This window comes from Micromonospora costi, assembly GCF_003626655.1.
Classification (GTDB): Bacteria; Actinomycetota; Actinomycetes; order Mycobacteriales; family Micromonosporaceae; genus Micromonospora; species Micromonospora costi.
The window spans coordinates 507,811-532,589 of the sequence record NZ_RBAN01000004.1; the positions used below are offsets into that span (position 1 = coordinate 507,811).

At 73.5% G+C, this 24,779-nt stretch carries 23 protein-coding genes; 14 read left to right on the top strand and 9 right to left on the bottom strand.

What is annotated here, in order from left to right; genetic code table 11:
- Positions 1-28: 28 nt before the first annotated feature.
- Both D7193_RS24095 and D7193_RS33775 read right to left on the bottom strand, forming a co-directional pair.
- Positions 29-3,028, bottom strand: coding sequence for a 3-keto-alpha-glucoside-1,2-lyase-like domain-containing protein (locus tag D7193_RS24095; RefSeq protein WP_120781800.1), 3,000 nt, complete (start codon positions 3,026-3,028; stop codon positions 29-31).
- Positions 3,029-3,182: 154 nt separating this feature from the next.
- Positions 3,183-3,353 (bottom strand): hypothetical protein, encoded by a 171-nt coding sequence (locus D7193_RS33775; protein WP_174242715.1) that lies wholly within the window; start codon positions 3,351-3,353, stop codon positions 3,183-3,185.
- 25 nt (positions 3,354-3,378) lie between these two features.
- On the opposite strand from D7193_RS33775, the gene D7193_RS24105 reads away from it, so the two are divergent.
- From D7193_RS24105 to D7193_RS24130, 6 genes are all read left to right on the top strand, one after another.
- On the top strand, positions 3,379-3,909 hold the full coding sequence (locus D7193_RS24105; protein WP_120781802.1) for a CGNR zinc finger domain-containing protein: 531 nt from the start codon (positions 3,379-3,381) through the stop codon (positions 3,907-3,909).
- Positions 3,910-3,984: 75 nt separating this feature from the next.
- Positions 3,985-4,689 (top strand): permease-like cell division protein FtsX, encoded by a 705-nt coding sequence (locus D7193_RS24110; RefSeq protein ID WP_120781803.1) that lies wholly within the window; start codon positions 3,985-3,987, stop codon positions 4,687-4,689.
- Between the two features lie 109 nt (positions 4,690-4,798).
- Complete coding sequence (locus tag D7193_RS24115; RefSeq protein WP_241563356.1) at positions 4,799-5,905, top strand: acyltransferase family protein; 1,107 nt, start codon at positions 4,799-4,801, stop codon at positions 5,903-5,905.
- Positions 5,905-7,044 carry an alanine racemase gene (alr, locus tag D7193_RS24120; protein WP_120781805.1) on the top strand — a complete coding sequence of 380 codons (1,140 nt, stop codon included), beginning with the start codon at positions 5,905-5,907 and terminating at the stop codon, positions 7,042-7,044. The genes D7193_RS24115 and alr overlap by 1 nt, the downstream gene beginning before the upstream one ends.
- Positions 7,041-8,075 (top strand): D-alanine--D-alanine ligase family protein, encoded by a 1,035-nt coding sequence (locus D7193_RS24125; protein ID WP_120781806.1) that lies wholly within the window; start codon positions 7,041-7,043, stop codon positions 8,073-8,075. The genes alr and D7193_RS24125 overlap by 4 nt, the downstream gene beginning before the upstream one ends.
- Positions 8,072-8,716 carry a M15 family metallopeptidase gene (locus tag D7193_RS24130; protein ID WP_120781807.1) on the top strand — a complete coding sequence of 215 codons (645 nt, stop codon included), beginning with the start codon at positions 8,072-8,074 and terminating at the stop codon, positions 8,714-8,716. The genes D7193_RS24125 and D7193_RS24130 overlap by 4 nt, the downstream gene beginning before the upstream one ends.
- Before the next feature lie 86 nt (positions 8,717-8,802).
- Here D7193_RS24130 and D7193_RS24135 read toward each other — a convergent pair whose 3' ends face one another.
- The 5 genes from D7193_RS24135 to D7193_RS24155 form a co-directional block, all read right to left on the bottom strand.
- Positions 8,803-9,750: a cyclase family protein gene (locus tag D7193_RS24135; RefSeq protein WP_174242716.1), complete on the bottom strand. Its 948-nt coding sequence runs from the start codon at positions 9,748-9,750 to the stop codon at positions 8,803-8,805.
- Positions 9,751-9,867: 117 nt separating this feature from the next.
- Positions 9,868-10,359, bottom strand: a complete 492-nt coding sequence (locus D7193_RS24140; protein ID WP_241563358.1) for a hypothetical protein — start codon at positions 10,357-10,359, stop codon at positions 9,868-9,870.
- Positions 10,356-11,819, bottom strand: coding sequence for a sensor histidine kinase (locus D7193_RS24145; protein ID WP_120781809.1), 1,464 nt, complete (start codon positions 11,817-11,819; stop codon positions 10,356-10,358). The genes D7193_RS24140 and D7193_RS24145 overlap by 4 nt, the downstream gene beginning before the upstream one ends.
- A complete protein-coding gene (locus D7193_RS24150) occupies positions 11,816-12,511 on the bottom strand; it encodes a response regulator transcription factor (RefSeq protein WP_120781810.1) in 696 nt (231 codons plus the stop codon). The genes D7193_RS24145 and D7193_RS24150 overlap by 4 nt, the downstream gene beginning before the upstream one ends.
- 37 nt (positions 12,512-12,548) lie before the next feature.
- Positions 12,549-13,565, bottom strand: a complete 1,017-nt coding sequence (locus tag D7193_RS24155; protein WP_158674846.1) for a phosphatase PAP2 family protein — start codon at positions 13,563-13,565, stop codon at positions 12,549-12,551.
- Between the two features lie 247 nt (positions 13,566-13,812).
- On the opposite strand from D7193_RS24155, the gene D7193_RS24160 reads away from it, so the two are divergent.
- The 3 genes from D7193_RS24160 to atpF all read left to right on the top strand — a co-directional run bounded on the left by D7193_RS24160 (position 13,813) and on the right by atpF (position 17,352).
- Positions 13,813-14,268, top strand: coding sequence for a hypothetical protein (locus tag D7193_RS24160; RefSeq protein WP_120781811.1), 456 nt, complete (start codon positions 13,813-13,815; stop codon positions 14,266-14,268).
- A gap of 171 nt (positions 14,269-14,439) precedes the next feature.
- Complete coding sequence (locus tag D7193_RS24165; RefSeq protein WP_120781812.1) at positions 14,440-16,722, top strand: hypothetical protein; 2,283 nt, start codon at positions 14,440-14,442, stop codon at positions 16,720-16,722.
- Positions 16,723-16,812: 90 nt separating this feature from the next.
- Entirely contained in the window at positions 16,813-17,352 is a 540-nt protein-coding gene (gene atpF / locus D7193_RS24170; protein WP_120781813.1) for a F0F1 ATP synthase subunit B, read from the top strand.
- 43 nt (positions 17,353-17,395) lie between these two features.
- On the opposite strand, the gene D7193_RS24175 is transcribed toward atpF, so the two are convergent.
- Positions 17,396-18,037 (bottom strand): TetR/AcrR family transcriptional regulator, encoded by a 642-nt coding sequence (locus D7193_RS24175; protein ID WP_120781814.1) that lies wholly within the window; start codon positions 18,035-18,037, stop codon positions 17,396-17,398.
- A 165-nt stretch (positions 18,038-18,202) separates the two neighbouring features.
- Between D7193_RS24175 and D7193_RS24180 the strand changes: the two genes are divergently transcribed.
- Both D7193_RS24180 and D7193_RS24185 read left to right on the top strand, forming a co-directional pair.
- Positions 18,203-18,940, top strand: a complete 738-nt coding sequence (locus D7193_RS24180) for an SDR family NAD(P)-dependent oxidoreductase (RefSeq protein WP_120781815.1) — start codon at positions 18,203-18,205, stop codon at positions 18,938-18,940.
- 190 nt (positions 18,941-19,130) lie between these two features.
- On the top strand, positions 19,131-20,399 hold the full coding sequence (locus D7193_RS24185; protein ID WP_120781816.1) for an Nramp family divalent metal transporter: 1,269 nt from the start codon (positions 19,131-19,133) through the stop codon (positions 20,397-20,399).
- A gap of 63 nt (positions 20,400-20,462) precedes the next feature.
- Here D7193_RS24185 and D7193_RS24190 read toward each other — a convergent pair whose 3' ends face one another.
- Positions 20,463-21,911, bottom strand: a complete 1,449-nt coding sequence (locus D7193_RS24190) for an NAD(P)/FAD-dependent oxidoreductase (protein WP_120781817.1) — start codon at positions 21,909-21,911, stop codon at positions 20,463-20,465.
- 356 nt (positions 21,912-22,267) lie between these two features.
- Between D7193_RS24190 and D7193_RS24195 the strand changes: the two genes are divergently transcribed.
- The 3 genes from D7193_RS24195 to D7193_RS24205 all read left to right on the top strand — a co-directional run bounded on the left by D7193_RS24195 (position 22,268) and on the right by D7193_RS24205 (position 24,750).
- The gene (locus D7193_RS24195) at positions 22,268-23,005 is read left to right on the top strand and encodes an SDR family oxidoreductase (RefSeq protein ID WP_120782194.1); all 738 of its coding nucleotides are present in this window, start codon (positions 22,268-22,270) and stop codon (positions 23,003-23,005) included.
- Positions 23,006-23,069: 64 nt separating this feature from the next.
- Complete coding sequence (locus tag D7193_RS24200) at positions 23,070-24,014, top strand: FAD-dependent oxidoreductase (RefSeq protein ID WP_120781818.1); 945 nt, start codon at positions 23,070-23,072, stop codon at positions 24,012-24,014.
- Between the two features lie 259 nt (positions 24,015-24,273).
- Positions 24,274-24,750, top strand: coding sequence for a hypothetical protein (locus D7193_RS24205; protein WP_120781819.1), 477 nt, complete (start codon positions 24,274-24,276; stop codon positions 24,748-24,750).
- Positions 24,751-24,779 lie beyond the last annotated feature (29 nt).

Here is a 24,779-nt window from a genome sequence, read left to right on the forward strand (position 1 = left end):
CCGGCCGGCGCGTCAGGTGGCGCGCGATCTACCGGGTGAGCGGTTCGATCCAGATGTTGCGGTACTGCACCGGGTTGCCGTGGTCCTGCAGGCGGATGGCTCCGGCCGCCGGGCCCTCGGGCCGGCTGCCGCCGGTCGGGCCGAGGATCTCGACGTCGTCGTGCACGGTGACGCCGTTCCACACCACGGTCACGCGCGGATTCTCGACCTTGTTGCCGGCCGCGTCGTAGCGGGCCTGCCGGTAGACGATGTCGTACGTCTGCCAGGTCTGCGGCGGCCGGGCCGCGTTCACGTCCGGGGCCTTCTGGTTGTAGATGGCCGCGGCGTCGTTGTTCTGCGGCGGGTCGATGCCGAACGAGTCGAGCACCTGGATCTCGTAGCGGTCCTGCAGGTACACGCCGCTGTTGGCGCGCGCCTGGCCGGTCACGTCCGGCGGGTACAGCGGCAGGTTGAACTCCACGTGCAGACGGAAGTCGCCGAAGGCCTGCACCGTGCGCAGGTCGCCGCCGCGCACCGTCATGGTGCCGTCGGCGACCGTCCACTCCGGCTCACGGCCGTCGCTGTGCTGCCACTCGGTGAGGTCGCCGCCGTCGAACAGCGTGATGCGCTCGCCGTGGGGCCGGACGGCGAGGACGTCGAGGTTCACGTGCCCGGAGTCGGCGGCCTCCTTGCGGTACTCGACCACGTTGCGCCCCTTCGCCAGCCTCACGGTGGTGGTGACGGTGCCCCACTCCTCCCAGGTCACCGTGGACGGGAAGACCGTCTGCTCCACCCGCTCACCGTTGACGTACAGGCTCAGCTGCTTCTCGCCGGAATACGGGTTCGGGCCGTTGCTGTAGCGCATGGCCAGGTCGTACGTGCCGCTCTCCCGCACGTCGACGGCGATCGACGTCGACGAGCCGTCCTGGGCGAACCCGGCGGCGAAGCCACCGCCGGAGTAGGCCGCGTGGTCCGTGGCCATACCGACCGCGACCGTCCGGCCCTCTTCGGCCTCGAAGAAGGTCTGCGGCTGCACCACACGTCCCGGGATCTCATTGAGCGTGTACCAGGCCTCAGTGTTCCACAGCTCCTCGCCGTCGGCCGACGTGAACGGGCGCGGGGAGCGTACGTGCACCACCCGGTTCTCCTTCAGGCCCGGAATCCGGAGCTTGACGGTGCGGCGGTCGGCCGACAGCTCGGCCTTGGCGACCGTGAGCGTCTCCAGGTCGAGCTTCGGGCCGCCGTACTGGCTCGTCGCGCCGTAGCGCCACTGCGTCACCTGGTACGCCTCGGCGAGCTTCTGCGCGGTGTCGGCCGACAGCGGCTCGGTGTACTCCAGCTCGAAGCCGACGTGGGACGCGCGCATCCGCTTGACCTCGAAGACCGAGGTCCCGTTCGGGGCCAGCTTCTGCAGGCCGTACGTGAGCTTGCCCTCCTGGCCCCAGTTGCCGCCGGCGCCCAGGCCACCGACGTAGAGCGCGCCGTCGGGGCCGAGGGCCACCTCGTTGATGCCGGACTCCAGGCCCTGCGTGTGCCGGAACACCGCGCCCTGGTACTGCCCCTCGACCTTCTCGAGGAAGACGCGCTGGAGGCCGCCGTAGGTGACGTCGCCGACGACGAGCTGCCCCGCGTACGGCCCCTGCTTGAGCAGGACGGGCGTGGACGGCGAGTTGCCGATCTCGTTCTGCGGCAACCAGACGATGGGACGCGTCACGGCGTTGTCGTCGAACGGTCCCGCGGGCGTCGTGTAGTGGTTGTAGAACGCGTCCTGCCGGATCTGGACCAGCTTGGACGCGGGCAGCCAGCCGCCCTGGTTGTCCGTGACGAGGACCTCGCCCTGCGGGCCCCACCCGATCCCATTGGGGGTGCGGAGGCCTCCGGCGACGTAGGTGATCTCGCCGGTCCTCGCGTTCACCTTGATCGAGGTTCCGCGGTTCGGCGCGGGCTGGGGCACGGTGGTGGCGCCGCCCTGGTTGATGGCCACGGACAGGTTGAGGTGGAAGTAGCCGTCCCGGTAGAGGAGACCGAACGCGAACTCGTGGAAGTTCCGTCCCCACGGCCAGGTCGCCACCGTCCTCCGGTCGTCCGCGACGCCGTCGCCGTCGGTGTCGCGCAGGGCCGTCAGCTCGTGCTTCTGGCTCACGTAGACGGTGCCGTCGACCACCGCCACGCCCTGCGGCTCGCGCAGCCCGTCGGCGAACCGGCGGTAGGCCACCCGCTCCGGACCCGTCCGCCCGGTCACTCCCTCGACGACGTAGACCTCGCCGGTGGCGTTGTCGGTGCCGCCCCAGGTCGAGATGACCAGGTCGCCGTCGGGCCGGAAGGCCATGCCGGTGACCTGCGGCTGGAAGCCGTCGGGTCGCAGGTCGGTGAGCGTGTAGCCCGGGTGCACCCGGTCCAGCGGCAGGCCGTCGCCGGCCGAGTCGGTGGCGCCCTCGCAGTACTTCCAGCCGGGCGCCGTGACCCGCACGACGCCGGCCTCGGTGCTCAGGGCGGAGGCCGGGACGAGCGCGAAGTCGTCCGCGCCGGGTACCCGCCACTCGAGGCGCAGCACCTGGCCGCCCCCGTTCTCGAAGAACTCCACGAACAGGGGGTGCAGGCCGGCGCCCAGGGTGACGGACCCTTCCTTGGCGGTTTCGCCGTGGAGGCCGTCGTGGTCGACGACGAGCTGGTCGTCGATCGTCAGCCGCGACCCGTCGTCGCTCGTGAGCCGGAAGGTGTATTCACCGTCGCTGGGGACGGTGAGGTTGGCGATGGCGTGGGTGATGAACCGGTCGGACAGGCCGAACTCGTCCGTCGTGGTCCAGTTGATCTGCGGCATGAGCTTGTCGACGTTCGGTGTCTGCGCCGGCTTGAGGGTGCACAGCGCCGACAGCGGGACGCCCATGTCGAACGAGCGGAGGGTCACGCCCGGTTCCTGCGGCGGGACGTCGGCCGCGGGTGCGGCCGCGGCCGGTGCGAGCGGGGCGGCGGCGAGCAGGGTGGCCAGAGCGGCGCCCGCGGCCGCGAGCACGGTGCGCCGGCGTCTCTGCCGGTGTGGTGCGGTCATGCTTCCTCCCGGTGGGTGCGAGTCCGGGCCGGGACGAAGCCGTGCCACTTTCTCTCCCGGGACCGGCGATTACGATCGCGTGACACGAAAGATCGATCGCCGACATTACCACTTTACATAGATGCAACGAAACTTTTAGATGACCTAACAAAAGTCAGCGGCGTGGCCGGCGCGCCGAGAGCGGCAAGACGCCCGCCGGGCTCCCGCTCACCCGGCCCGCGTGGATCCGCCACAGCCCGCAGTGGCAGCACTGGTAGTAGACGATCCCCTCGCTCGTCCGGTGCCGGGACCGGGTCCGCCACACGTGCCCGTCGCTGTCGCTCATGCCCACAGCCTGGTGTAATGGCATTGTGCATCTCAACCCTTACGGCGCCGATCCGGTGCGGTTGGCCGTCGACCTCGCCAACGACCCTCCCGCGTCGATCGCGGAGCTGGCCGGTCGCTGCGCGACGGCCGGGGTGGCGATGGACATGCCCGTACGCGACGACGACCTGCCGGTCACGCTCCGGCTCGTCGAGGACTGGTGCGCGATCGTCGACGCCACCTCGGTCCGCGAGCGGGCGGCGCTGCTCAACCGGATGCTCGCGAGCGCGTCGACGTACCCGCGGCTCACCGACCACGCCGACGGGCAGTGGCACCTGCACTACCGCGACGACGGGGTGCCGCTGTCGGCGGTGCTGCGCGCCCTCATCAGCGTCGGCACCGCGCTGCACCTCACCGGCCGTGGCATGGACCGGCTGGGCCGGTGCTCCCGCGACGGATGCGCGACCATCTACGCCGACCTGTCCCGCACCGGCCGGCAACGCTACTGCTCGCCCCGCTGCGCCAACCGCGACGCCGTACGCCGGCACCGGGCCCGGAGCGGACCGGCGCGGCCCTGAGCCCCGCCCGCGCACCACTGCCGGCTTCGATCGTGGGACCGTACGCCGCGCCATGATCACCTACGATCGGACCCCATGCGCCGAATCGCGCCGATACTGGCCTGCCTGCTCCTGCTGACGCTGCCCGCCTGTGCCTCCGAGCCGGAGCCGACCGGGCCCACCGGTGTGACCGTCTTCCTCGACAACGAGGTGACGGCCGAGCAGAAGACCGCCGTGGAGCAGCGGCTCCGCTCGATGCCGAGCGTCCGGGAGGTGACCCTCGAAACCCGCGACGAGGCGTACGAGCGCAGCAAGGAGATGATGAAGGACCGACCGGATCTGCTGGCGGCGATGAGGCCGGAGCACATGCCGGAGTCGTTCCGGGCCAGTGTCACCGACCCCACGATCGCGGAAGCCGTCGAGCTGGCGATGGCCGGGGTCGACGGCGTCGACGAGGTGACCCTCGGCAGCACGGAGATGGACCCGCCGCCATCCCGGATCGGGGTGGTGGTCGAGCTGGAGACGGCGATCGCAAGCGATCGGCGGACCGCGGTCGAAGACGCCGTACACGCGCTGCCGCAGGCCGACTCGGTGGCGTTCGAGGACGGCGACGCGGCGTACGAACGCCTCCGCCAGCGGTGTGAAGGCAACGGCGAGCTGGTTGCGCAGCTGGACCCCGAGTTGGCGCGGCCGTCGCTCCGGTTCCAGCTGCACGTGGAAGGAAAGGCACCGGGGCTGGCCGACCTGCTGAAACTCGACGGGGTCGACGGGCTGCGCGTGGTGCCCGTGTCGGCGCTGTAGCCGTCCGCCCTCCCGAACTGGCCCCGCCGTGACACGGCCCGGGACTCCGTTACCGGCTCATGACAGTTCGCGGATCATGTGCGCACATGCGGCTGGCACCTTCGGCCTCGTGATCCGACAGCTATCCCCCGCCCCGCGGCCGGCGCCGCCCGGGAGCACGACGAGCGGCGCCGGCCCGGGCCGGCCACCGCGCGCGGAGTGGGCGGACGCCGCGAAGGGCGCCTGCATCATCCTCGTGGTCTCGTGGCACGTCATCGTCAAGGACTACCTGCAGGTCGACTGGCACCTCGGCGTCCCCGTTCCGGGCCTGTGGGGGACGCTGGGCGAACAGCTCCTGCCGCTGCGCATGCCACTGTTCTTCACGATCTCCGGGGTCTTCGCCACGAACGCCGTCCAGCGGCCCTGGCGGGTCGTCGTGCGGAGCCGGATCGCCCGCTTCCTCTACCTGTACGCCGCCTGGCTGCTGATCCACACCGCGGTCCTCGCCGCCGCCCCGGAGTTCCCGACCGACCGCGCCACGTCCGCGTCCGGCCTGCTGGCGCAGCTCACCGTGACGCCGTCCAACCTCTGGTACCTGTACGCCCTGGCCCTCTACTTCGCGTTCGCCAAGTCCCTGCGCCGGATGCGCCCCGCGGTGGTCCTCGTGCCGGCCGCCGCGCTGTCCGCCGTCGCCGCCGCCGGCCTGCTCGACACTCCCGGCAACCGCGGTGGCCTGTACCAGAACCTGGTCTTCTTCCTCGCCGGACTGCACCTGCGCCCACAGATCGAACGCTGGGCGGCCACGGCGACCCGGCGCCGGCTCGGGCTGACGGCCGGCGCGTACGCCCTCGCCCTCGCCGTGATGGCCGGGACCGGCGCGCAGCGCTGGTTCGGTGTGTGGCCGCTGGTCTCCGTCGTGGCGGTCGCCTTCGGGGTCACCGCCGCCGCGCGTCTGTGCCGCCGGCCCGCCCTCGGCCGGCCGCTCGCCCGGCTCGGCCGCACGACGCTGCCCGTCTACGTGATCCACATGCCGACCCTCGCCCTGCTGCACGGGCTGCTCGCCGCGCCGCTGTCCGGGCTGGGCCCGGCCGGGCAGAGCCTGGTCGTGCTCGGTTACCCGGTCCTGCTGACCGCGCTGGTGATCGGCCTGAGCCTCGCCATCCACCGCGGGCTGACCGCGTCGGGCGCGTCCTGGCTGTTCGACCTTCCGCGCCACCGCCGAGCGGAGCTGGCGTGATGGCGGCGCTGGCCGAGGCGGAGATCGACCTCGCCGCGATCGCCCGCAACGTGCGGACGGTCGCGACAGCCGCCGGCACCCCGGTGATGGCCGTGGTGAAGGCGGACGGGTTCGGGCACGGCGCGGCGGCGGTCGCGCGCGCCGCACTGGGCGCCGGCGCCCGCTGGTTGGGGGTGACCTCCGCGGCGGAGGCACTGGCCCTGCGCTCGGCCGGCGTCACGGCGCCCACGCTGAGCTGGCTGTACCGCCCGGACGAGGACTTCGCCGCGCTGATCGCCGCCGGCGTCGACGTCGGTGTGTCGACGCCCGTCCACCTGCGCGCGGTCGCGGACGCGGCCCGCCGGCTCGGCGCACCCGCCATGGTGCAGCTCAAGGCCGACACCGGATTGTCGCGCAACGGCGCCGCCGGGGAGGACTGGCCCGAACTCGTGGCCTGGGCCCGGAAGTACGAGGTGGAGGGCAGCATCCGCGTACGCGGGGTGTGGTCCCACCTCGCCGACGCCGACGTGCCGGGCAGTCCGGCCGTGCCGCGGCAGGTGGCGGCCTTCGAGGAGGCACTGCGCATCGCCCGCGGCGCCGGTCTCGACCCGGACCTGGTGCACCTGGCCAACTCGGCGGCCGCCCTGTCCGCACCGCGGACCCGCTTCGACCTCTGCCGCATCGGGCTGGCCCTGTACGGGGTGGACCCGTTCGGCGGGACCGGCGGGGGCGCCGTCGGGCTGCGCGCGGCGATGACGCTGCGCACCACGGTGGTCAACGTGAAGCGGGTACCGGCCGGCACCGGTGTGTCCTACGGGCCGGACCACGTGACCAGCCGCCCGACCACCCTGGCGCTGCTGCCGCTCGGCTACGCCGACGGCCTGCCCCGGGCCACCGAGGGCCGCGCCGCGGTGTGGCTCGCCGGCCGGCGCTGCCCGGTCGTCGGCCGCGTCGCCATGGACCAGTGCGTCGTGGACGTTGGCGACGCGCCCGTGACGATCGGCGACCCGGTCGTGGTGTTCGGTCGGCGCTGCGACAGCGCGGCGCCGACGGTCACGGAGTGGGCGCGGTGGGCGGGGACCAACCCGCACGAGATCTTGACCGGAATCGGGGCCCGGGTGGCCCGGAGCTACCTGCACGGGGAGACGGAGAAGTCATGAGAACACGACTGGCGGTGCTGTACGGCGGGCAGAGCGGTGAACACGAGGTGTCCCGCCACTCGGCGGTGAGCATCCTCGCGGCGCTGGACCGCGACCGGTACGAGGTCACCGAGGTGCTCATCGGGCGGGACGGCGGGTGGCGGGTCGACGGCCGGCCGGAGCCCCTCGCCTCGGCGCTGCGCGTCCTCGCCGCCCAGGAGGTGGTGTTCCCGGCCCTGCACGGCCCGTACGGCGAGGACGGCACGGTCGCGTCGCTGCTGGAGTGGCTGGGCGTGCCGTACGTCGGCAACGGCGTCTTCGCGAGCGCGGCCGGCATGGACAAGGCCGTCACCAAGAAGCTCCTGGCCGCCGAGGGGCTGCGGGTCAGTGCGGGCGTGGTTCTGCGTCCCGGCGACGAGGTCTCCCCGGCCGACCGGCGACGGTTGGGCCTGCCGGTCTTCGTCAAGCCCGCGCGGGCCGGTTCCAGCCTGGGCGTCGCCCGGGTCGACGACTGGAGCGGGCTTCCCGCCGCGTTGGGCCGGGCCCGCGAGCACGATCCGAAGGTCCTGGTGGAGCAGGCGGCGCACGGACGGGAGATCGACGTGGCCGTCCTGCAGCATCCCGACGGCCGGTTGGAGGCCGGCCCTCCCCTGGAGATCAGCGTGACCGGGGCCGGGTTCTTCGACTACGACGCGAAGTACGACGGCGGTGCCGTCTTCCACATCCCCGCCCCGCTCGACGCGGCCACCACCGCGCTGCTCCAGGACCGGGCGGTACGCGCCTTCCACGCCCTCGACTGTCGCGGCCTGCTGCGCGTCGACCTCTTCCTTCCTGCGACCGGCTGGACCGAGCCCATCGTGAACGAGGTCAACACGTTCCCGGGGTTCACGAGCGCGTCCCAGTACCCCCGGATCTGGCAGAAGGCGGGCATCGCGTTCCCCGACCTGCTCGACATCCTGGTGGCCGGGGCGCTCGCCGACCACGATCGGGCCCGGTCCGGCCGGTCGGCGAGGTCGGCGCGGCCGGCCGCCGGCGCGGTGGTCCCGTCATGATCCTGCTCTCCGACCCGCTCATCGCCGCCGTCCCGGTGGGCGACACCGGCGAGGCCCTGGTCGACCTGCGGGAGATCGCGGACCTGCGCGTCGACGACCGCCTGGCCGACCCCGCCGGGGCGTACGCGCACCTGCGGGAGGGGACCGTGGAGCGGCTGCTGGCCGCCCAACGGTCCCTGCCGGACGGGCTGCGGTTGCTGGTCGTCGAGGGGTATCGGCCGCTGGCGCTCCAGGCGGAGTACTTCCGGGGCTACCGGGACGAGCTGCGCCGGCGCCACCCGGACTGGGAGGCCGAACGGCTCCGGGTCGAGGCGAGCAAGTACGTCTCGCCGCCCGAGGTCGCCCCGCACAGCACCGGCGGCACGGTCGACCTCACCCTGTGCACGGCCGACGGCCGGGAACTGGACATGGGCACGGCCGTCAACGCCACGCCCGTGGCGAGCGCCGACGCCTGCTTCACGTGGTCGCCCCGCGTCGGCCCGGAGGCGCGCCGCAATCGCACGGTCCTCGGCGCGGCCCTGCTGGCCGCCGGGTTGGTGAACTATCCGACGGAGTGGTGGCACTGGTCGTACGGCGACCGCTACTGGGCGCTGAGCACCGGCGCCGACCGGACCCGCTACGGCCCGGTCGACCTGGCGTGAGCGACGCGGTGGCAGCGCAGCCCGAGCACGGCGGCGACCGGTCCACGTCGGCGCCGGAGGCACGCACGCTTGTGAGCCGACTCGGGTCAGAACGTGGCGATCGGGTTGACCGGGCTGCCGGACGCACCGGCGAAGCGGACCGGCGCGACGGCGAGGTGGAAGGCCCACTGGCCGAGCTCGGCAGCCGTCGTCGCGCACGCCTCCAGGTCGCAGTTGTCGAGCAGCCACAGACCCATCGCGACGAGGCTCACGGCGTGAACCGGCATCAGCACGTCGTCGTACCCCGACGGCTGAACGTCCTGGGGGGTGTCGGCGCCGATCAGCGCGACCTCCCGCTCGTGCAGCCAGGGCAGGCAGGACGCGTGCCAGCCGGCCTGCGTGACACCGCTGGCCGCACCCGCCTCGTGACGGACGCGGCCGCGGCCGGTCCGCAGCAGCACCGCGTCGCCGGACCGCACCCGCACACCCTGGCGGCGCTCGGCCTCCTCCAGGTCATCGGGAAACACGGCCTGCCCCGGTTCCAACCACGGCACGTCGCGGACTCTCGCGATGTCCAGCAGGACACCACGGGTGACGATCCCGTTCGCCGCCGCCGTGACGGCCGCCCACCCCGATCCCGTCGCCGGGTCGACCAACGAGTGCGACCGCCCGTTGTACATCGTGCCGTCCCGGTGGCACGGCGAGTCGACGTGGGTGACGGTGTTGCCGTGGAACGTGATGCCCACCCGCTCGGACGAGAAGCCCCAGCGCCGGTCGGCGTGGAAGGCGGGCGGCATGTTCTCGGCGCCCGGCATGTCGGCGGCGCACGGGCACGTCGTCGTCGACCGCTCCATCTCGTCCGGTACGGCGACCTCCCACGCGCACGACACGCTCCTGCCGTGACGCACGGCCCGCGCCGCGGCCAGCCGGACGTCGTCGGTGATGTGGTTCAGAGTCCCGATCTCGTCGTCGTCGCCCCACCGTCCCCAGTTCGACAGCGTGTCGAAGTACCCGAGCACGTCCTCCTGCGTGGGCACCGGTCGCCCTGCCGTCATCATCCCAGCATCGACTCCTCCGGCCGCGGTTCGAGGCACCGCAGGCAGGCTATCCCGCCCCCTCCTCGACACGCCGAACCGGACTGGGCGATGCCGTGCGATTCGCCGGCGTCGGCGTCAGAACCGGGGACAGACCTGGGACTGCCGGTCTCCGTCGGATCCGTGGAGGGTGACGGGGGTGGACGAATCCCCGATTCCGGCGCTGCCGAGGGTGCAGACGATCTGGTCGACCGCGGTCGCCGACAACGTGCCCACTGGACCCGACAGCGTCACCCCGAGGCCGGACCGGTCGGCGACCGGCCCCACCGAGGCGGGGGCGAGGTCGGCCGGCACCTCGCTCGTGAACCCCAGGCTGCGTTCGTACTCGTCGGGACCGGCCGCCAGCAACCCGATCACCTCGTCGGGCGAGGGTCTCGTCTTGGCCGGGCGCACCACCAGGGTGATCTCTCCGTCCCGCACCAGGTACAGACCGACACCGATGGACGGACCGCGGAGGGCGGGGCTGCCGGTGATGACTCCGCTGGGTCGGACTCCGCAACCGGCCGCGAGCACGGCGATCAGCACCAGCACCCCGGCCAGCAGCGGCCGCGTGGCCGTCCGGCGCGTCACCGTACGCCTCCCGCCCGCATCGCCTCCGCCGCGCGCGGCAGGCGGAGCGTGAACACGGCGCCGCCGGTCGGCGCGTTGCCGGCCACGAGGCTTCCCCGCTGACCGGCGTACCGGTGCAGGCGGGCGTTCTCCCAGGCGATGGCGAGACCAAGCCCGCTGCCCTCGGACCGGGTGCGCGCCGTGTCCGCCTTGTAGAACCGGTCGAAGACGTGCGGCAGCACCTCGGGGTCCAGGCCGGGGCCGTGGTCGCGGACCTCGACGGTGAACCAGTGCGGTTCGGCGGCCAGTCGCACCGTCACCGCCGGGGCGCCGTGCCGCAGGGCGTTGCCGACGAGGTTGGCCACGATGACGTCCAGCCGCCGCGGGTCCAGGCGCGCCATCACCCCGGGCGGCAGGTCGGCCCGTACCCGGTCGGTCCAGCCGCGCACCCGGAGTGTCGCGGTGACCGCGGCGGCCACGTCGACGTCGTCGAGGGCGAGCCGCGCGGTACCCGAGTCGAACCTGCTGACCTCGATGAGGTCCTCGACCAGCCGGGTGAGGTTGTGCGTCTCCTGGCTCACCAGCCGGGCGGCGCGGCCCGCGTCCCCGGGCAGCCGGTCCGCCTCCTCGTCGAGGACGTCGGTGACCGCCGTCATCGCGGCCAGCGGCGTACGGAGCTCGTGCGACACGTCGGCCACGAAGCGCCGCGCGTCGGACTCCATGCGGCGCAGCTCGCCGACCTGTCTCTCCAGCCTCTCGGCCGTGTTGTTGAAGGTCCGTGCCACGTCGGCCAGCTCGTCGGTGCCCCGGACCACGAGGCGCGTCGTGAGGTCACCCTCGCCGAGCCGGTGCGCGGCACGGCCCAGTTCGCGGACGGGACGCAGCACGCCGCCGGCCGCCACCAGGGCGAGCAGGACGGCGAGGACCAGGGAGAGGCCGCCGGTCCCCCACGCCAGGGTGGCGAGGCGTTCGATGCTCTGCTGTTCGGGGATCAGGCTGCGCACGGCGTACACCTCCAACCCGGACGGTCGGGGTGTGCCGTCGGGCTGGTCGAGCATCAGCTGGGTCCCGATGAGGAGGACGGGCTGGCCGTCGATCGAGACGCGTTGCCAGGCCACCCGACCGTCGCGGACGGACTGCCGCAGTTCGGAGGTGAGCGGGTCGAGCGCGAGGCCGTTCTGCGCGCGCATGTCGTGGTAGTAGACGATCACCTCCTCGTCCCGGTCGGACAGGAGCTGCGCCATCGTGTCGAGTTCGTCCTGGGTCGGCGGGAGCTGGCGGAGCGGGTAGGCCTTCGCGAGCTGGTCGGTCAGCGACACCACGGCGGCGTCCTGCGCCTGCTGAAGGATGACCCTCCGGGCCTGGAAGTAGCTTCCGCTGGCGACCACCGCCGTGGTGGTCACCCCGAGCAGCGCGAACGCCAGCAGCAGTCGGACCCGCAGGCCGGACGTGCGGCCACCGGCCCAGCCCGGCGGGTTCACAGGGGCCCGAACCGGTAACCGAACCCGCGCACCGTCTGGACGAAGACCGGCGCGGACGAGTCGTCCTCGATCTTGGCGCGCAGCCGCTGCACGCAGGCGTCCACGAGTCGGGAGTCGCCGAGGTAGCCGTGCTCCCACACGGCCTCGAGCAGTTGCTGGCGGGAGAGCACCCGGCCCGGGGTACGGGACAGCTCCAGCAGCAGGCGCAGTTCGGTCGGGGCGAGGCCGACGGGCACGCCGCCCTTGCTGACCACCAGGGCGGCCCGGTCGATGGTCAGGGCGCCGTGCTGTTCCACGCCCGTTTGTTCGCCGCCGGCGCGCCGCGACTCCCCGCCGGTGCGCCGCAGCACCGCGCGGATGCGCGCCTCGAGCACCCGCGCCTGCACCGGCTTGACCACGTAGTCGTCGGCGCCGGCCTCCAGGCCCGCCACCACGTCCATGTCGTCGTTGCGGGCGGTGAGCATGATGATCGGCAGATCGCCCATGGTACGGATGCGACGGCACACCTCGAACCCGTCCATTCCGGGCAGCATGAGGTCGAGCACGACAACATCGGACGGGGTCGCCCGCAGCCGGTCCAGGCCCTGCTCGCCGGTCGCCACGGCGTCCACGGTGTGGCCCTGACGGGTCAGCGCCATCTGCAGCCCGTCACGCACCGTCTGGTGGTCTTCGATCAACAGGACGCGGGACATGTCGCCAAGTATCGCAGGATGGGTTGACCCCGCCGTCTCACCATGTGGGAGGCCCGTTTTCGGCCGGAGAGGTGCCCGCTGGTGCGGGTCGTCCTGCTCCCGCCGGCGCTGGGGCGTTCCGCCGGGCCGCCGAAGCCACGAAATCGGTCGAATCGAGCAGGAACACCACGGCGGCCACCGCGAGGGCCGTCAGCCCGGTGGCCGTCACGATCGCCACGAGGGGCCCGCGTTCCAACGGCGCGGAGGGCACGACCACCAGCAGGGCCCAGACGAGGCCGACCGTCCCCGCGGCCGCACCGACGGGCCCGTACGGCGCCGTCCGGCCCGGCGGGTGCCCGTCCGCTCCCCCGTCGGGCCGGTCGTGGCGGGCCAGCGCGGCCACGGCCAGGCAGCACAGCGTGACGGCGAGCAGGACGCCGCCGAGTGCGTCGCTGAACCGGTGCCATCCGGCGATCATCGTGGCCGCGGCGACGGCGGAGACGCCCGCCGCCCCCGGCAGGGCGAGCCACCACCGGGCCCACCTGGGCAGGACCAGCATGAACGCCAACAGCAGGGCCGCCGCCACCGAGACGTGGCCGCTGGGGAAGCTGTTGTGGGCGGTCGAGCTCTCGATCGGGAACTCCGCGCGAGGGAGCACCGCCTTGGCCGCCCCGGCCACGGCCGCCGTGCCGAGGACCAGGGCGACGCCCGTCGCACCCGCCGCCGCGCGCCGGCCGAGCACACCCACCAGCAGCACCGCGCCGAGCAGAACGACCAGCACCAGCGGGCTGCCGAAGACCGCCAGCACGGTCCGGGCCGGGCTCAGCAGGACGGTCCGCTGCTCGTACCCACCGCCCCGCTCGGCGCGCGGCAGGAGCAGCGCGTCGATTCCCTGCCCGGCGCGCGTCCAGAGGAAGACGCCGCCGGTCAGGGCCAGGGCGAGCAGGGATCCGCCGGCTGCCGCGAGCAGGCGGCCGGGTCCCGGGGCGCCGCCGGCCGGCGGGTGCCGTCGCACCGGCGACGGTCCGGCCGCCGGGGGCTGGGCGAGCGAGGCGTCGGAAGCTGCGCGGTCCATGAGCGCCATGATCTGCCCCGTACGTCCGCACGTCGTCGCCGGAATGTCTTGGTTCTGTGACAGCCGCCCGGCCTCGCCCCGGTGGGCGGGGCGGCCCCGTCCAGGGTCTCGGGTCGGGAAGCCGGACGGACAGCTGAGGCCGCTGCGGCGCCTGGTGCGTGACATGCTCAGCCCAGCCACGGGCCGGCGGCGCGAGCCGGAGGGCGGGTCCCGGTGACGTGGTCCGTCATCGAAGGAAGGTACGGACATGGCAGAGCGGCATCCCGCACTGGCACGACTCGACGCGCTCCTCGGCCGGTGGACGGTGCAGCCCAAGGTCGACGGGCTCGGCGTCGGGTGGACGGACTTCTCCTGGATCGAGAACGGCATGTTCCTGCGCCAGTTCGCCGACGCGGAGCCGCTGCCGGCCGACGCGCCGCGGGCCTGGCGGGAGAACAACCCGTTGCCCGTGACGTCGCTGATCGGGCTCGACGAGGCCGGCGAGGAGTTCAGCGTGCTGTACGCCGACGCGCGCGGCGTGCACCGGGTCTACCGCATGACGTTCGCCGACGGCGTCTGGCGGATGTGGCGGGAGGCCGCCGGGTTCCACCAGCGCTTCACCGGGACGCTGAGCCCGGACGGCGACACCATCGACGCCCGCTGGGAGAGGTCCGAGGACGGCGCCGACTGGCAGCTCGACTTCGAGGTCACCTACCGCCGCTGACGGGACCGGCGGCGGCCCACCCGCGGTGCGGCGGTACCGGCCGTGAGCGCACACCGCCGGGGTGCGCGCTCCACGGTTGGGCCTGTCCCACCGGGGTAGACCGCCGCCGGAGGCGGGGCCGCCCCCGGCCGGATCCCGCGGGCTCGGTCCCCACGACGGCTCGGGGGGCCGATGTCGGAGGCGTCAGGACGGTGGGGCGAACCGGGGGCGCCCGCCGACGTGGTGGAGGTGCGGGTGCACGGCGCCGCCAGCGCGAGCGCCGGCCAGGTGCTGGACCTGCCGCAGATCGAGCAGGTGGCGGGCGACGCCAGCGGCGGTTTCTACCGGCCGCGCCGGGCTCCGGCCGGCGACGACGCGGTGCGGTCGACGTCGGAGGCGTACCGCTGGGCCGATCTTCCCTCCGGAACCGTGGCCCGGACCGTGGCGCTGGTGTTTCTGCTGCCGTTCATGCTGGCCAACGTGGCGATCTGGATGCGCCCGGCCCACCCCGGCTCGGACGCTCTGGTCAGATCCCTGTGCCGGCTGCTGGCGCTCACGCTCACCGCGCTGTACGTGCTGGCCGTCGCCGGCGCCGCTCTGGACCTGGTCGCGTGGAAGTGCATGTCCGCGCCGCACTGCCTTGCCGGGCGCACCTGGTTGTCCTGGTTGGGTGGACGACCGGCCGGCCTACGGCTGGCGGTGCTCGCCCTGCTCCCGGCCGCGGCCATCGGCCTGATCTGGCGCGCCAGCGCTCGTCCCGCCAGGGTGTTCGAGGCGTTCCGCCCACCGGAAGCGGAGGTCTCCGGGCACCGGCTCGGCACGGTCGGCCGGTGGGACGCCGAGCCGCTGGTGGGTCGGCTCCGCTCCATCCACGTCGCGGCGGCGTTCGCGACGCTGGACGTCACCCTGCTCGCCGCGCGGGCCTCCGTCGGGGCCTCGGCGGTCACGATCGCGCTGGCGGCCGCCCTCGCGGTCGTGCTGGGCGCCTGCGCGGTGCTGCTCTGCACTCCGGCGCTGATCGACCGGGCCCCGACGGACCGGCGCTGGGACCGGATCACCCGGGCGCTGCGGACGGGCGCCCTCGCCCTGACCATCGTGGTGGCGGCCCACGTCCTGGTCGGTCCGGCACGGTGGCACGAGGAGGGCGGGCTGCCGGGCTACGACGCGATCCTCACCGGTCTGTTCGTGGCCCAGACGGCCCTGCTGGTCGCGCTGGGCGCCGCGCTGCTGTGGCGCCGGGGCCGACGGTCGGACGCCGTGCCGCTACGCCGACTGGGGCCACTGGCGATCGCGGCGGCGGCCGTCAGCCTCGCCGTGGCGTTCTCGGCGGAGCTGGTCTACCGGCTGGCCGACTACCTGGACCGCGACCTGCCCACCGGAGAGGGCATCGCGAGCGGCCCGCCGCGGGCGTACACCTGGGCGATCTTCGGCTTCTTCCGGACGGTCCTGATCACGGTGCTGGTCGCGGGCCTGGTGATCCTGATCTCCCGACGCGCCCGGTTCCGCGCCGCGGCGGCGATCGTCGCGCACGACCACCCGGATCCGCCGCCGGAAGCGGGCCCGCGGCTGCGGCAGGTGCGGAAGGCGGTAGCGCGGGCCCGGTTCACCGAGCGGCTGATCCCGCTGGGTGTGGTCTACGCCTGCCTGGCCGGAGCCGGCACGGCCACCACCACCGTCGGTCTGCTGGGGCTGTATCCCGGCGACGTGTTCGAGCGGTTGGCGGGAGTGCCGGCCGTTCTGATCACCTTCGGCATCGCGTTCGGCAGTTGGGTGATCGCCGCCGTCGTCGTCGCCCTGCTCGTCGGCGGGATCTTCGCCTACCGCACCGCCGAGTTCCGCCGTCACATCGGCGTTCTGTGGGACCTGGGCACGTTCTGGCCCCGGGCCGCCCACCCGTTCGCGCCGCCGTGCTACGCCGAGCGCGCCGTGCCCGAGCTGACCCGGCGGGTCACGTACCTGGTCGATCGCGGCAGCGCCGTCCTGCTGACCGGGCACAGTCACGGTTCGGTCCTGGCGGCCGCGACCGTCCTCCAGTTGCCGCCGCGGGTGGCCCGCCGGGTCGCCCTGATCACCCACGCGTCACCGCTGCGCCGGCTCTACGCCCGGCTGTTCCCCGCCTACGTCGACGACGAGGTGCTGCACGAGATCGGCGACCGGATCGGCTGGCGGTGGCTCAACCTGTGGCGCGACACCGACCCGGTCGGCGGTTGGATCTTCTCCGCCCGCCAGTCGGCGGCGCCGGTGACCGTGGGCCACCCCGCGCCGGTGACCGTGGGCCACCCCGCGGCGGCCGTGGACCGCCGGCTACGGGATCCCGTCGACGTGGTGGCGCCACCCGGCGACAGCGTCCCGCCGCCGATCCAGGGACACCGGCCCTGCGAGTCCGACCGGCGGTTCACCGAGGCGATGCGGGAGCTGGTCGAGCGCCTGTGGGAACCGACGGACGGTGGGACCGGTCCGCCACCGCGGCGGTGACGCCGAACATCCGTGCGCGGTCGGCTGGTTCTGGCGGTGTGCCATCGACGGTAGGATCCATCGATGTAGCACGAGCCCCGGGAGCGAGGCATGCGCGCGATCACCCCCCTCTGGCAGGAGTTCATCACCGGCGCGGTCGCGTTCGCGCTGCTGTGCTTCGTCCTGATGAGGTCCGTCTTCCCCCGCATGGAGCAGACGTTCCGGGCGAGGACCGAGGCGATCGAGGGCGGCATCGCGCGCGCCGACGCCACCCGGTCCGAGGCGCGTCGGTTGCGGGAGCAGTACCGCGCGCAGGTGAACGAGGCGCGGGCGGACGCCGCCCGCATCCGTGACGAGGCCCGGGTCGACGCGGAGCGGATCAGGCACGACGTCTTGGCCGAGGCGCGGGCGGAGGCGGACCGGGCGGTCTCGGCCGGGCGGGAGCGGCTGGCCGCCGAGCGGCAGGGCATCGTCCAGGAAATGCTCGCCGAGGTGGGCACTCTCGCGGTGGACCTCGCGAGCCGGATCGTGGGCGAGGCGCTGGCCGAGGAGGCCCGGCGGGCCGGAACGGTCGACCGGTTCCTGGCCGAGCGCGAGGCCGGCCACCCGGTGGACGCGACGGCAGGGGCTCAGGCCGGGCGGCGTCGCTAGCGCGGGTCGGCTGCCCAGCCTCGGCTCACGGCGGCGTCGCGGGTCAGCAGACCTCGTCGGTGTCGCCGAGGCGCAGGCGGCCGGGTGGCGGGTACGGCAGGTCGGGGGCGTCGGTGGCGCGGAGCCCGTCGAGGGCCAGTGCGAGGTAGCGCCGCCACGCCTGCGGCTCCGCGGCGAGCAGGGGCGCTGCGGTCTGGTGAATGCCGCCGAGCAGCAGCACGATGTCGGTGCCCGTGACGTCGGCACGGACGGCGCCCTGGTCGCGTGCCCGGGCGGTGAGGGCCTCGGCGGCGTCGCGGAGGCGGCCGATGGCGTCCCGCACCTCGGAGTGTTGCAGCGACGGGCGTCCGATCACCTCGCAGAATGCGCGGTCGGCGGCGAGCACCTCGACGCCGTCGGTCATGAACTCCCGCAGTGCGGCGCCCGCGTCGTCGGCCTCGATGAGGCGCTCCGCGGTGCCGATGAGCTGGTCGAGCATCTGGAGCATGATCGCCGCGAGGAGGTCCTCCTTCGAGGCGAAGTGGCGGAAGACGGTGCCCTTGGCGAGGCCTGCGCGCTGGGCGATCTCGCCGATCGGCACCTCCACCCCGTGCTCGGCGAACGCCGCGGTGGCGGCCTCGAGCAGCAGGCGTCGATTGCGCACCATGTCCGCCCGCTGGCCCGACGTGGCTGTGGTCCCGGTCATCCCGCGCCTCCTCCCGGCACCAAGCCTACCGCCAACATGACCAGTCGGTCAGGTTAGCTGCTAGGCTCAACATGACCGGCCGGTCATCTTCCGGCCCGGGGGGCGACGCCGCCGCCGCACGAGCAGCCGGCGGGTGCGCCCGAACACCACAACTGGGGAGAACACATGAGCAACACCGTGGAGGGGAACGTCGCCCTCGTCACCGGGGCGTCCTCCGGCATCGGCCAGGCCACCGCGCTCGCCCTGTCGAAGGCGGGCTACCGGGTCGCCGTCGGCGCCCGCCGGGCCGACCGGCTGCGGGCACTGACGCAGGACGCTCCGGGCGAGATGCTGGCCCTCGATCTGGACGTCACCGACCGCCGGTCGGTGCAGGACGCGGTCTCGGCGACCGTCAAGCGTTTCGGGGCCCTCGACGTCCTGGTGAACAACGCGGGCGTCATGCTCAACGGCCCGATCCTGAACGCGGACCTCACGCAGTGGACGCGCATGGTCGAGACCAATCTGCTCGGATCGATGTACGCGGTCCACGCGTCCCTGCCCCACCTGCTCGAAAGCAAGGGCGCCGTGGTGCAGGTCTCCTCGACGTCGGGGCGCACGGCATCGGCCGTGAGCGGCGTCTACTCGGCCACGAAGTTCGGCATCAACGCCTTCTCGGAGGCGTTGCGGCAGGAGGTCACCGCGCAGGGCGTACGCGTCGTCGTCGTCGAACCCGGATTCGTCGCGACCGAGCTGACGAGCCACAACACCGACCCGGCCATGCAGGCCGCCGCGAAGGCGATGGCCGCGTCCATGCGTACCCTCCAGCCCGAGGACATCGCGAGCGCCGTGCTCTACGCGATCACCCAGCCCGAGCATGTGGCCGTCAACGAGATCCTGATCCGGCCGACGGACCAGACCCGCTGACGGGGGCGCGACGGCATCGCCGGCCCGGGCCGGCGATGCCGTCCGTCCGGCCGCGTGACTGCGGGTCCCCTCACGAGCGCCACGAGGAGCCGATTTCTGGCCCGTCCGGGCCACGGGCTGGCATCAAGGGGTCACCGGCACGGGAACGAGAACGACGCTCGTTCCACGGTCGCGCACCGGGAGGTGTCTGGTGGTCACCAACGACGTCGCGGTATCCACCGCGTCACCGCTGCAGCGCGCCCGCGCGCGGGGGCGGGTGCGGGGCCGGTTGATCCTGCTCGGGCCGGCCTTCGTGGCCGCCGTCGCGTACGTCGACCCCGGCAACTTCGCCACCAACTCCACCGCCGGCGCCCGCTACGGCTACCTGCTGGTCTGGGTCGTCGTGGTGGCCAACCTGATGGCCATGCTGGTGCAGACCCTCACCGCGAAGCTCGGCCTGGCCACCGGCCGCAGCCTGCCCGAGCTGTGCCGGGAGCGGCTCCCGCGCCCGCTGAACCGGCTGATGTGGGCGCAGGCGGAACTGGTCGCCATGGCCACCGACCTGGCCGAGGTGATCGGCGGGGCGGTCGCGCTGTACCTGTTGTTCGGCATCCCGCTGCTGCCCGGCGGCCTCATCATCGGCGCCGCCGCGTTCGCGGTGCTCGCGCTCCGCTCCCGCGGCTTCCGCGCCTTCGAGGTCGCCATCGCCGTGCTGCTCGGCGTCATCGTCCTCGCCTTCGCCGCCAACCTGCTGGCCGCCGGCTCCGACCCCGGCTCCGCGGTGGCCGGCCTCGTGCCCCGGCTCCAGGGCACCGACAGCATCCTGCTGGCCGCCGGCATCCTGGGCGCCACCGTGATGCCGCACGTCATCTACGTGCACTCCGCGCTGACCCGCAACCGCATCCCGGCCACCGACGACCGCGAACGCCGGACCCTCTTCCGCGGCCAGCGCACGGACGTGCTGCTGGCGCTGGCCGCCGCCGGCACGGTGAATCTCGCCATGCTGCTCATCGCGGCCGTCAGCTTCCACGGCACGGCCACGCCGGACACCGACACCCTGGAAGGGGTGCACGCCGGCCTCGGCCAGACCATCGGCACCGCGGCGGCGTTCGGCTTCGCGGTCGCCCTGCTGGTGTCCGGCCTCGCCTCGACCAGCGTCGGCACCTACGCCGGCGAGATCATCATGCAGGGCTTCCTGCGCCGGCGGATTCCCCTGCTGCTGCGCCGGCTGATCACCCTCGTCCCCGCCGTCGCCGTTCTCGCCATCGGCCTGGACCCGACCCGGGCACTGGTGCTCTCCCAGGTCGTGTTGAGCTTCGGCATCCCCTTCGCGCTGGTCCCCGTGGTGGCGTTCACCCGGCGCCGCGACCTCATGGGCAACCTGGTCAACCACCCGCTCACCACGGCTGCCGCGGCGCTGGTCGCCGGCCTCGTCATCGTGCTCAACACGTTCCTGCTCCGGCAGGTCCTCGCCGGCTAACACCGCCCCGAGCGGGCCCGGCGCTCGTACGCCGCGAGATCCGTCGGCGTCCGCGCTCCGGGCTCACCCATTCGTCGGCGACGGGTTCGCCGAGCCGTTCACCCGGTCCGGACCGGTGGGCTGGCCGGCGAGCGCCGCGGGCGACGGTCGGCGCAGGGGCGTGACGGCCGTCGGCCACTGTGGCGCACCGGTGGCCGGGCGGGGCGTGCCGCCGGCCGTGAACGCGGCCCGGGGTTGCTGCACCGACTGCAACGAGACGATGTCGCGCCCGAACACCACGGCGCTGAGCCAGACCAGCAGGACGCGGACCTTGCGTTCCCAGGTCGGCACGGCAAGCACGTGGTACCCGCGGTGCATCACCCAGGCTGGGAACCCCTTGACGACCAGGCGGCGGTACTGGAACACCCCGCGACCGAGGCCGAGGGTCGCGACCACACCGAGGCTGTGGTGGGCGTACTGCTTGACCCTGCGCCCGCGGAGGTCGGCGACCAGGTTCGCGGCCAGCCGCTTCCCCTGCCGGACGGCGTGTTGCGCGTTCGGCACGGTGAGCGCGCCCGGGACGGGGGAGGCGAGGTCCGGGACCGCGGCGTTGTCGCCCGCGCCCCAGGCGTCGGGGATCGGGGCGTCCTCGGTGCCGACGCGCAGGTCGGCGCGTACCAGCAGCCGGCCCTTGTCGTCGATGGGCAGGTCGGTCTGCTTCGCGACGACGGGGTTGGCGCCGTTGCCCGCGGTCCAGATCAGCAGCTCGGTGTCGTATTCCTCGCCGGTGGAGAGCACCACGTGCCCGTCCTCGGCCGAGACCAGCTGCGTGTTCAGGTGGATGTGGGCGCCGCGCTGTTCGAGGTGGCGCACCACCCACCGGCCCACGTCGTCGGTGACCTCGGGAAGGATACGGCCCTGCGCCTCGACGAGGTGGAAGGCCAGCTCCGAGGCGGTGAGCTCCGGATACCGCTTGAGCAGCGCCGTCGCGAGGGAGAGCAGCTCCGCGAAGCCTTCGACGCCGGTGAACCCACCGCCCACGACGGTCACGGTCAGCAGCCGGGTGCGCTCGGGGCCGGGCGGAAGGCCGGAGGCGCGCTCGAACGCGGTGAGCAGCCGGTCCCTGATGGCCACGGCTTCCTCGACGTGCTTGAGCCCGATCGCGCCCTCCGCGACGCCGGGGATCGGGAAGGTGCGGGTCACCGCGCCCGCGGTCACCACGACGACGTCGTACTCGAACGGGCGGTCGGGGCCGTCCAGGGGCCGGATCGTGGCGGTCTTGTGGGCGTGGTCGATCTCGGTCACGCTGCCCGCGATGACGGTCGTACGGCGGAGGTGGCCGCGCAGCGAGACGGCGACGTGTCGCGCCTCGACCGAGCCCGCGGCGACCTCGGGTAGGAACGGCTGGTAGGTCATGTACGGCCGGGGGTCGACGAGGGTGACCTCGGCCTCGTCGCGGCGAAGCTTCTTCTCCAACCGCCAGGCGGTGTAGAAGCCGGCGTATCCGCCGCCGACGATCAGGATCCTGCGCATGGCAACCTCCAACGAACCGCTACCACATACAACCAGGTGAGGCTCACCTTTGTGCCGTACGCCGGCCGATCGTGACCGGGCACACGCGGCGTTCGTAGGTGCTCATGGTGTGCCTCCCCGCGCCCGCTCGGACGTTCGCGGGCTCACCAGGTAGGACGGGAAACCCCGGCGGGCGTGCGTTCCCGCGACCTCCACCCTTCAGGGAGGTTTGCCGGTTCCGGGCCTGCCGGGAGGGCTGGGCGGGGTAGGACCAACAGTGGCGGCACAGCGGTTGATCCCGCCTGCCCGGTCGCGACCGGGACGGGCGCGGCACCACGACGGCGTCAGGGTGGACGCGGATTCGGGAGGTGGTCCGGGTGCGGATCGCGGTAGCCGGCGGAACCGGCCGGGTCGGAAGACGGGTCGTCGACGCCGTACGGGCCGCCGGCCACGAGCCCGTCGTCCTCGCCCGCTCCACCGGCGTGGACCTGGTCCGCGGCTCGGGGCTCGACGAGGCGCTGGCCGGCGTACCGGTCGTGATCGACGTCAGCAACATGTCGACGGCCAGCCGGAAGAAATCGGAGATGTTCTTCGGCGCGGCCACCGGCAACCTGCTCTCCGCCGGCCGACGCCTCGGGGTGCGCCACCACGTCGCGCTGTCGATCGTCGGCGTCGACCGGGTGGAGTTCGGCTACTACGCGGGCAAACGCCGTCAGGAGGCGCTGGTCGTGACCGGCGGGGTGCCCGCGACGGTGCTCCGCTCGACGCAGTTCCACGAGTTCGCCGCGCAGATGGTCGCGAACCGCCGGCCGGTCGCGCTGGTGCCGCAGATGCTCACCCAGCCGATCGCGGCCCACGAGGTCGCCCGCTGCCTGGTCGAACTCGCCCTGAGGGATCCGGTCGGCCTGGCGCCGGAGATCGCCGGCCCACAGCAACTGCGGATGCCGGACATGGTCCGCCGTCTGCTGCGGGCCCGTGGACGTCGCCGGGTCGTCCTGCCGGTCCGCCTTCCGGGAGCCACCGGTCGGGCCATGGCCGGCGGCGGCCTGCTGCCGGCCAGGCCCGGTCCGCGAGGCACGCAGACCTTCGATCAGTGGCTGGCGGCCGGCGCCTGACCGGACGGACGCCGGGTGGCCACGACATCGACGGCGGCCCTCCGATGTGGTGTGATCACCAGGCATGAGGGTCAGGGTCGTCGGCGCCGGTGTGGTGGGCTTGACCAGCGCGCTGCGGCTCGCGCAGGCCGGTCACGAGGCGGACGTCGTCGCGGCGGCGGTCGGGCACGGCACGACGTCGTCGGTCGCTGCCGCGCTGTGGTACCCCTATCGCGCGTACCCCGAGGCGGACGTGACCCGGTGGTCGGCGACCACCTACCGGGTGCTGCGCGGCCTGACCTCCGACCCGTCCGCCGGCGTGCGGATACGCCGGGGACGGGAGCTGTTCCGCGAGCACACCCCGGACCCGTGGTGGCGGGAGGCGGTGCCCGAGCTGGGTCGGGTCGCCGGCGACCGGCTGCCGGCGGGCTACGTCGACGGTTACGAGCTGAGCGTCCCCGTGGTGGACATGGCCGTGCACCTGCCGTGGCTGCGCGGGCGGCTGGAATCGGCGGGCGTCCCGCTTCGGACCGGGCGGCTGGGCGACCTCGCCGAGGCGTTCGAGGGCGTCGACGTCGTGGTGAACTGCACCGGTCTGGGCGCCCGGGAGTTGGTCCAGGACGGCACGCTCACCCCGGTGCGGGGGCAGGTGATCGTCGTCGCCCAGTTCGGCCTGACCGAATGGTTCCTCGACCAGACCGACCCCGAACACCTGGTCTACGTCGTACCCAGGGGTGACACCGTGCTGCTGGGCGGCACCGCCGAGGAGCGCGACGAGGATCTGCGCGTCCGGCCGGGAACGACCGCGGACATCCTGGAGCGGTGCAGCCGGCTCGTGCCCGCGCTCCGCGGGGCGGACGTTCTCGACCGCCGGGTGGGTCTGCGCCCGGGACGCCCCGTCGTGCGGCTGGAGACCGAGGTCGTCGACCACGGCCCGGTGGTGCACTGCTACGGCCACGGTGGCGCCGGGGTCACGCTGTCCTACGGCTGCGCCGAGGAGGTCGCCGCGCTCGTGGCGGGGCTGTCCTGAGCGGCGCCCCGTCGCGGTGATCATCGGTCTCGCGTGCGCCTGGCCGTCGGCCTGTATCTCGCCGAGCAGGCCGCACGCGCCGGTTCTGTGACCTAGGGTGAGGAACCGGCGCGGCCACTTCGTCCGGTGTCGGTGCGACGCGGGCGTCCCGATCAGGGCCGTGGACCGACACGTCACCCAGCCGAAGGACGACCGATGACCGAGAGATCGCCGCGGTGCCGCCTCCCGGCGGCCCGGGACCGGGCCCGGCACCGCTGAGATGGACTGGGCCGGATGGGCGCTGTTCGGGTTGGTCGCCACCACGGCGCTCACCGCGGCGCTGATCACCGCCCAGCTGGCCGGCCTCACCCGGGTCGACTTCCCTCTGCTGCTCGGGACCCTCGTCACGGAGGACCCGGACCGGGCCCGGATCGTCGGGTTCTTCATGCACCTGTGCGCCGGTCAGGGCTTCGCCCTCGGCTACGCAGCCACGTTCGCCCTGCTGGACCGGGCCACCTGGTGGATCGGCGCGCTGCTCGGCGCGCTCCACGTCGCGATCGCCCTCACGGTGCTCCTGCCGCTGCTCCCGGGCGTCCACCCGCGCATGGCCTCGCAGCGGGCGGGCCCGGCCAGCACGGCGGTGCTCGAACCTCCCGGTCTGTTCGCCCTCAACTACGGCATCCCGACTCCCGCGGTCGTGGGTGTCGTCCACGTCGTCTACGGGGTGGTCCTCGGCGTGCTCCTCCGGGCCGGTTGACCCGCCGCGCGCCGCTCGTGAGGAGGTGA

Excerpts from the sequence above, each read along its gene's own strand:
- D7193_RS24155 (WP_158674846.1), bottom strand. The coding sequence starts at position 13,565 with ATGGACCGCGCAGCTTCCGACGCCTCGCTCGCCCAGCCCCCGGCGGCC.
- D7193_RS24095 (WP_120781800.1), bottom strand. The coding sequence starts at position 3,028 with ATGACCGCACCACACCGGCAGAGACGCCGGCGCACCGTGCTCGCGGCC.
- D7193_RS24135 (WP_174242716.1), bottom strand. The coding sequence starts at position 9,750 with ATGACGGCAGGGCGACCGGTGCCCACGCAGGAGGACGTGCTCGGGTAC.
- atpF (WP_120781813.1), top strand. The coding sequence starts at position 16,813 with ATGCGCGCGATCACCCCCCTCTGGCAGGAGTTCATCACCGGCGCGGTC.
- D7193_RS24200 (WP_120781818.1), top strand. The coding sequence starts at position 23,070 with ATGAGGGTCAGGGTCGTCGGCGCCGGTGTGGTGGGCTTGACCAGCGCG.
- D7193_RS24150 (WP_120781810.1), bottom strand. The coding sequence starts at position 12,511 with ATGTCCCGCGTCCTGTTGATCGAAGACCACCAGACGGTGCGTGACGGG.
- D7193_RS24165 (WP_120781812.1), top strand. The coding sequence starts at position 14,440 with ATGTCGGAGGCGTCAGGACGGTGGGGCGAACCGGGGGCGCCCGCCGAC.
- D7193_RS24175 (WP_120781814.1), bottom strand. The coding sequence starts at position 18,037 with ATGACCGGGACCACAGCCACGTCGGGCCAGCGGGCGGACATGGTGCGC.
- D7193_RS24180 (WP_120781815.1), top strand. The coding sequence starts at position 18,203 with ATGAGCAACACCGTGGAGGGGAACGTCGCCCTCGTCACCGGGGCGTCC.
- D7193_RS24205 (WP_120781819.1), top strand. The coding sequence starts at position 24,274 with ATGGACTGGGCCGGATGGGCGCTGTTCGGGTTGGTCGCCACCACGGCG.
- D7193_RS33775 (WP_174242715.1), bottom strand. The coding sequence starts at position 3,353 with ATGAGCGACAGCGACGGGCACGTGTGGCGGACCCGGTCCCGGCACCGG.
- D7193_RS24125 (WP_120781806.1), top strand. The coding sequence starts at position 7,041 with ATGAGAACACGACTGGCGGTGCTGTACGGCGGGCAGAGCGGTGAACAC.
- D7193_RS24110 (WP_120781803.1), top strand. The coding sequence starts at position 3,985 with ATGCGCCGAATCGCGCCGATACTGGCCTGCCTGCTCCTGCTGACGCTG.
- D7193_RS24160 (WP_120781811.1), top strand. The coding sequence starts at position 13,813 with ATGGCAGAGCGGCATCCCGCACTGGCACGACTCGACGCGCTCCTCGGC.
- alr (WP_120781805.1), top strand. The coding sequence starts at position 5,905 with ATGGCGGCGCTGGCCGAGGCGGAGATCGACCTCGCCGCGATCGCCCGC.
- D7193_RS24190 (WP_120781817.1), bottom strand. The coding sequence starts at position 21,911 with ATGCGCAGGATCCTGATCGTCGGCGGCGGATACGCCGGCTTCTACACC.
- D7193_RS24130 (WP_120781807.1), top strand. The coding sequence starts at position 8,072 with ATGATCCTGCTCTCCGACCCGCTCATCGCCGCCGTCCCGGTGGGCGAC.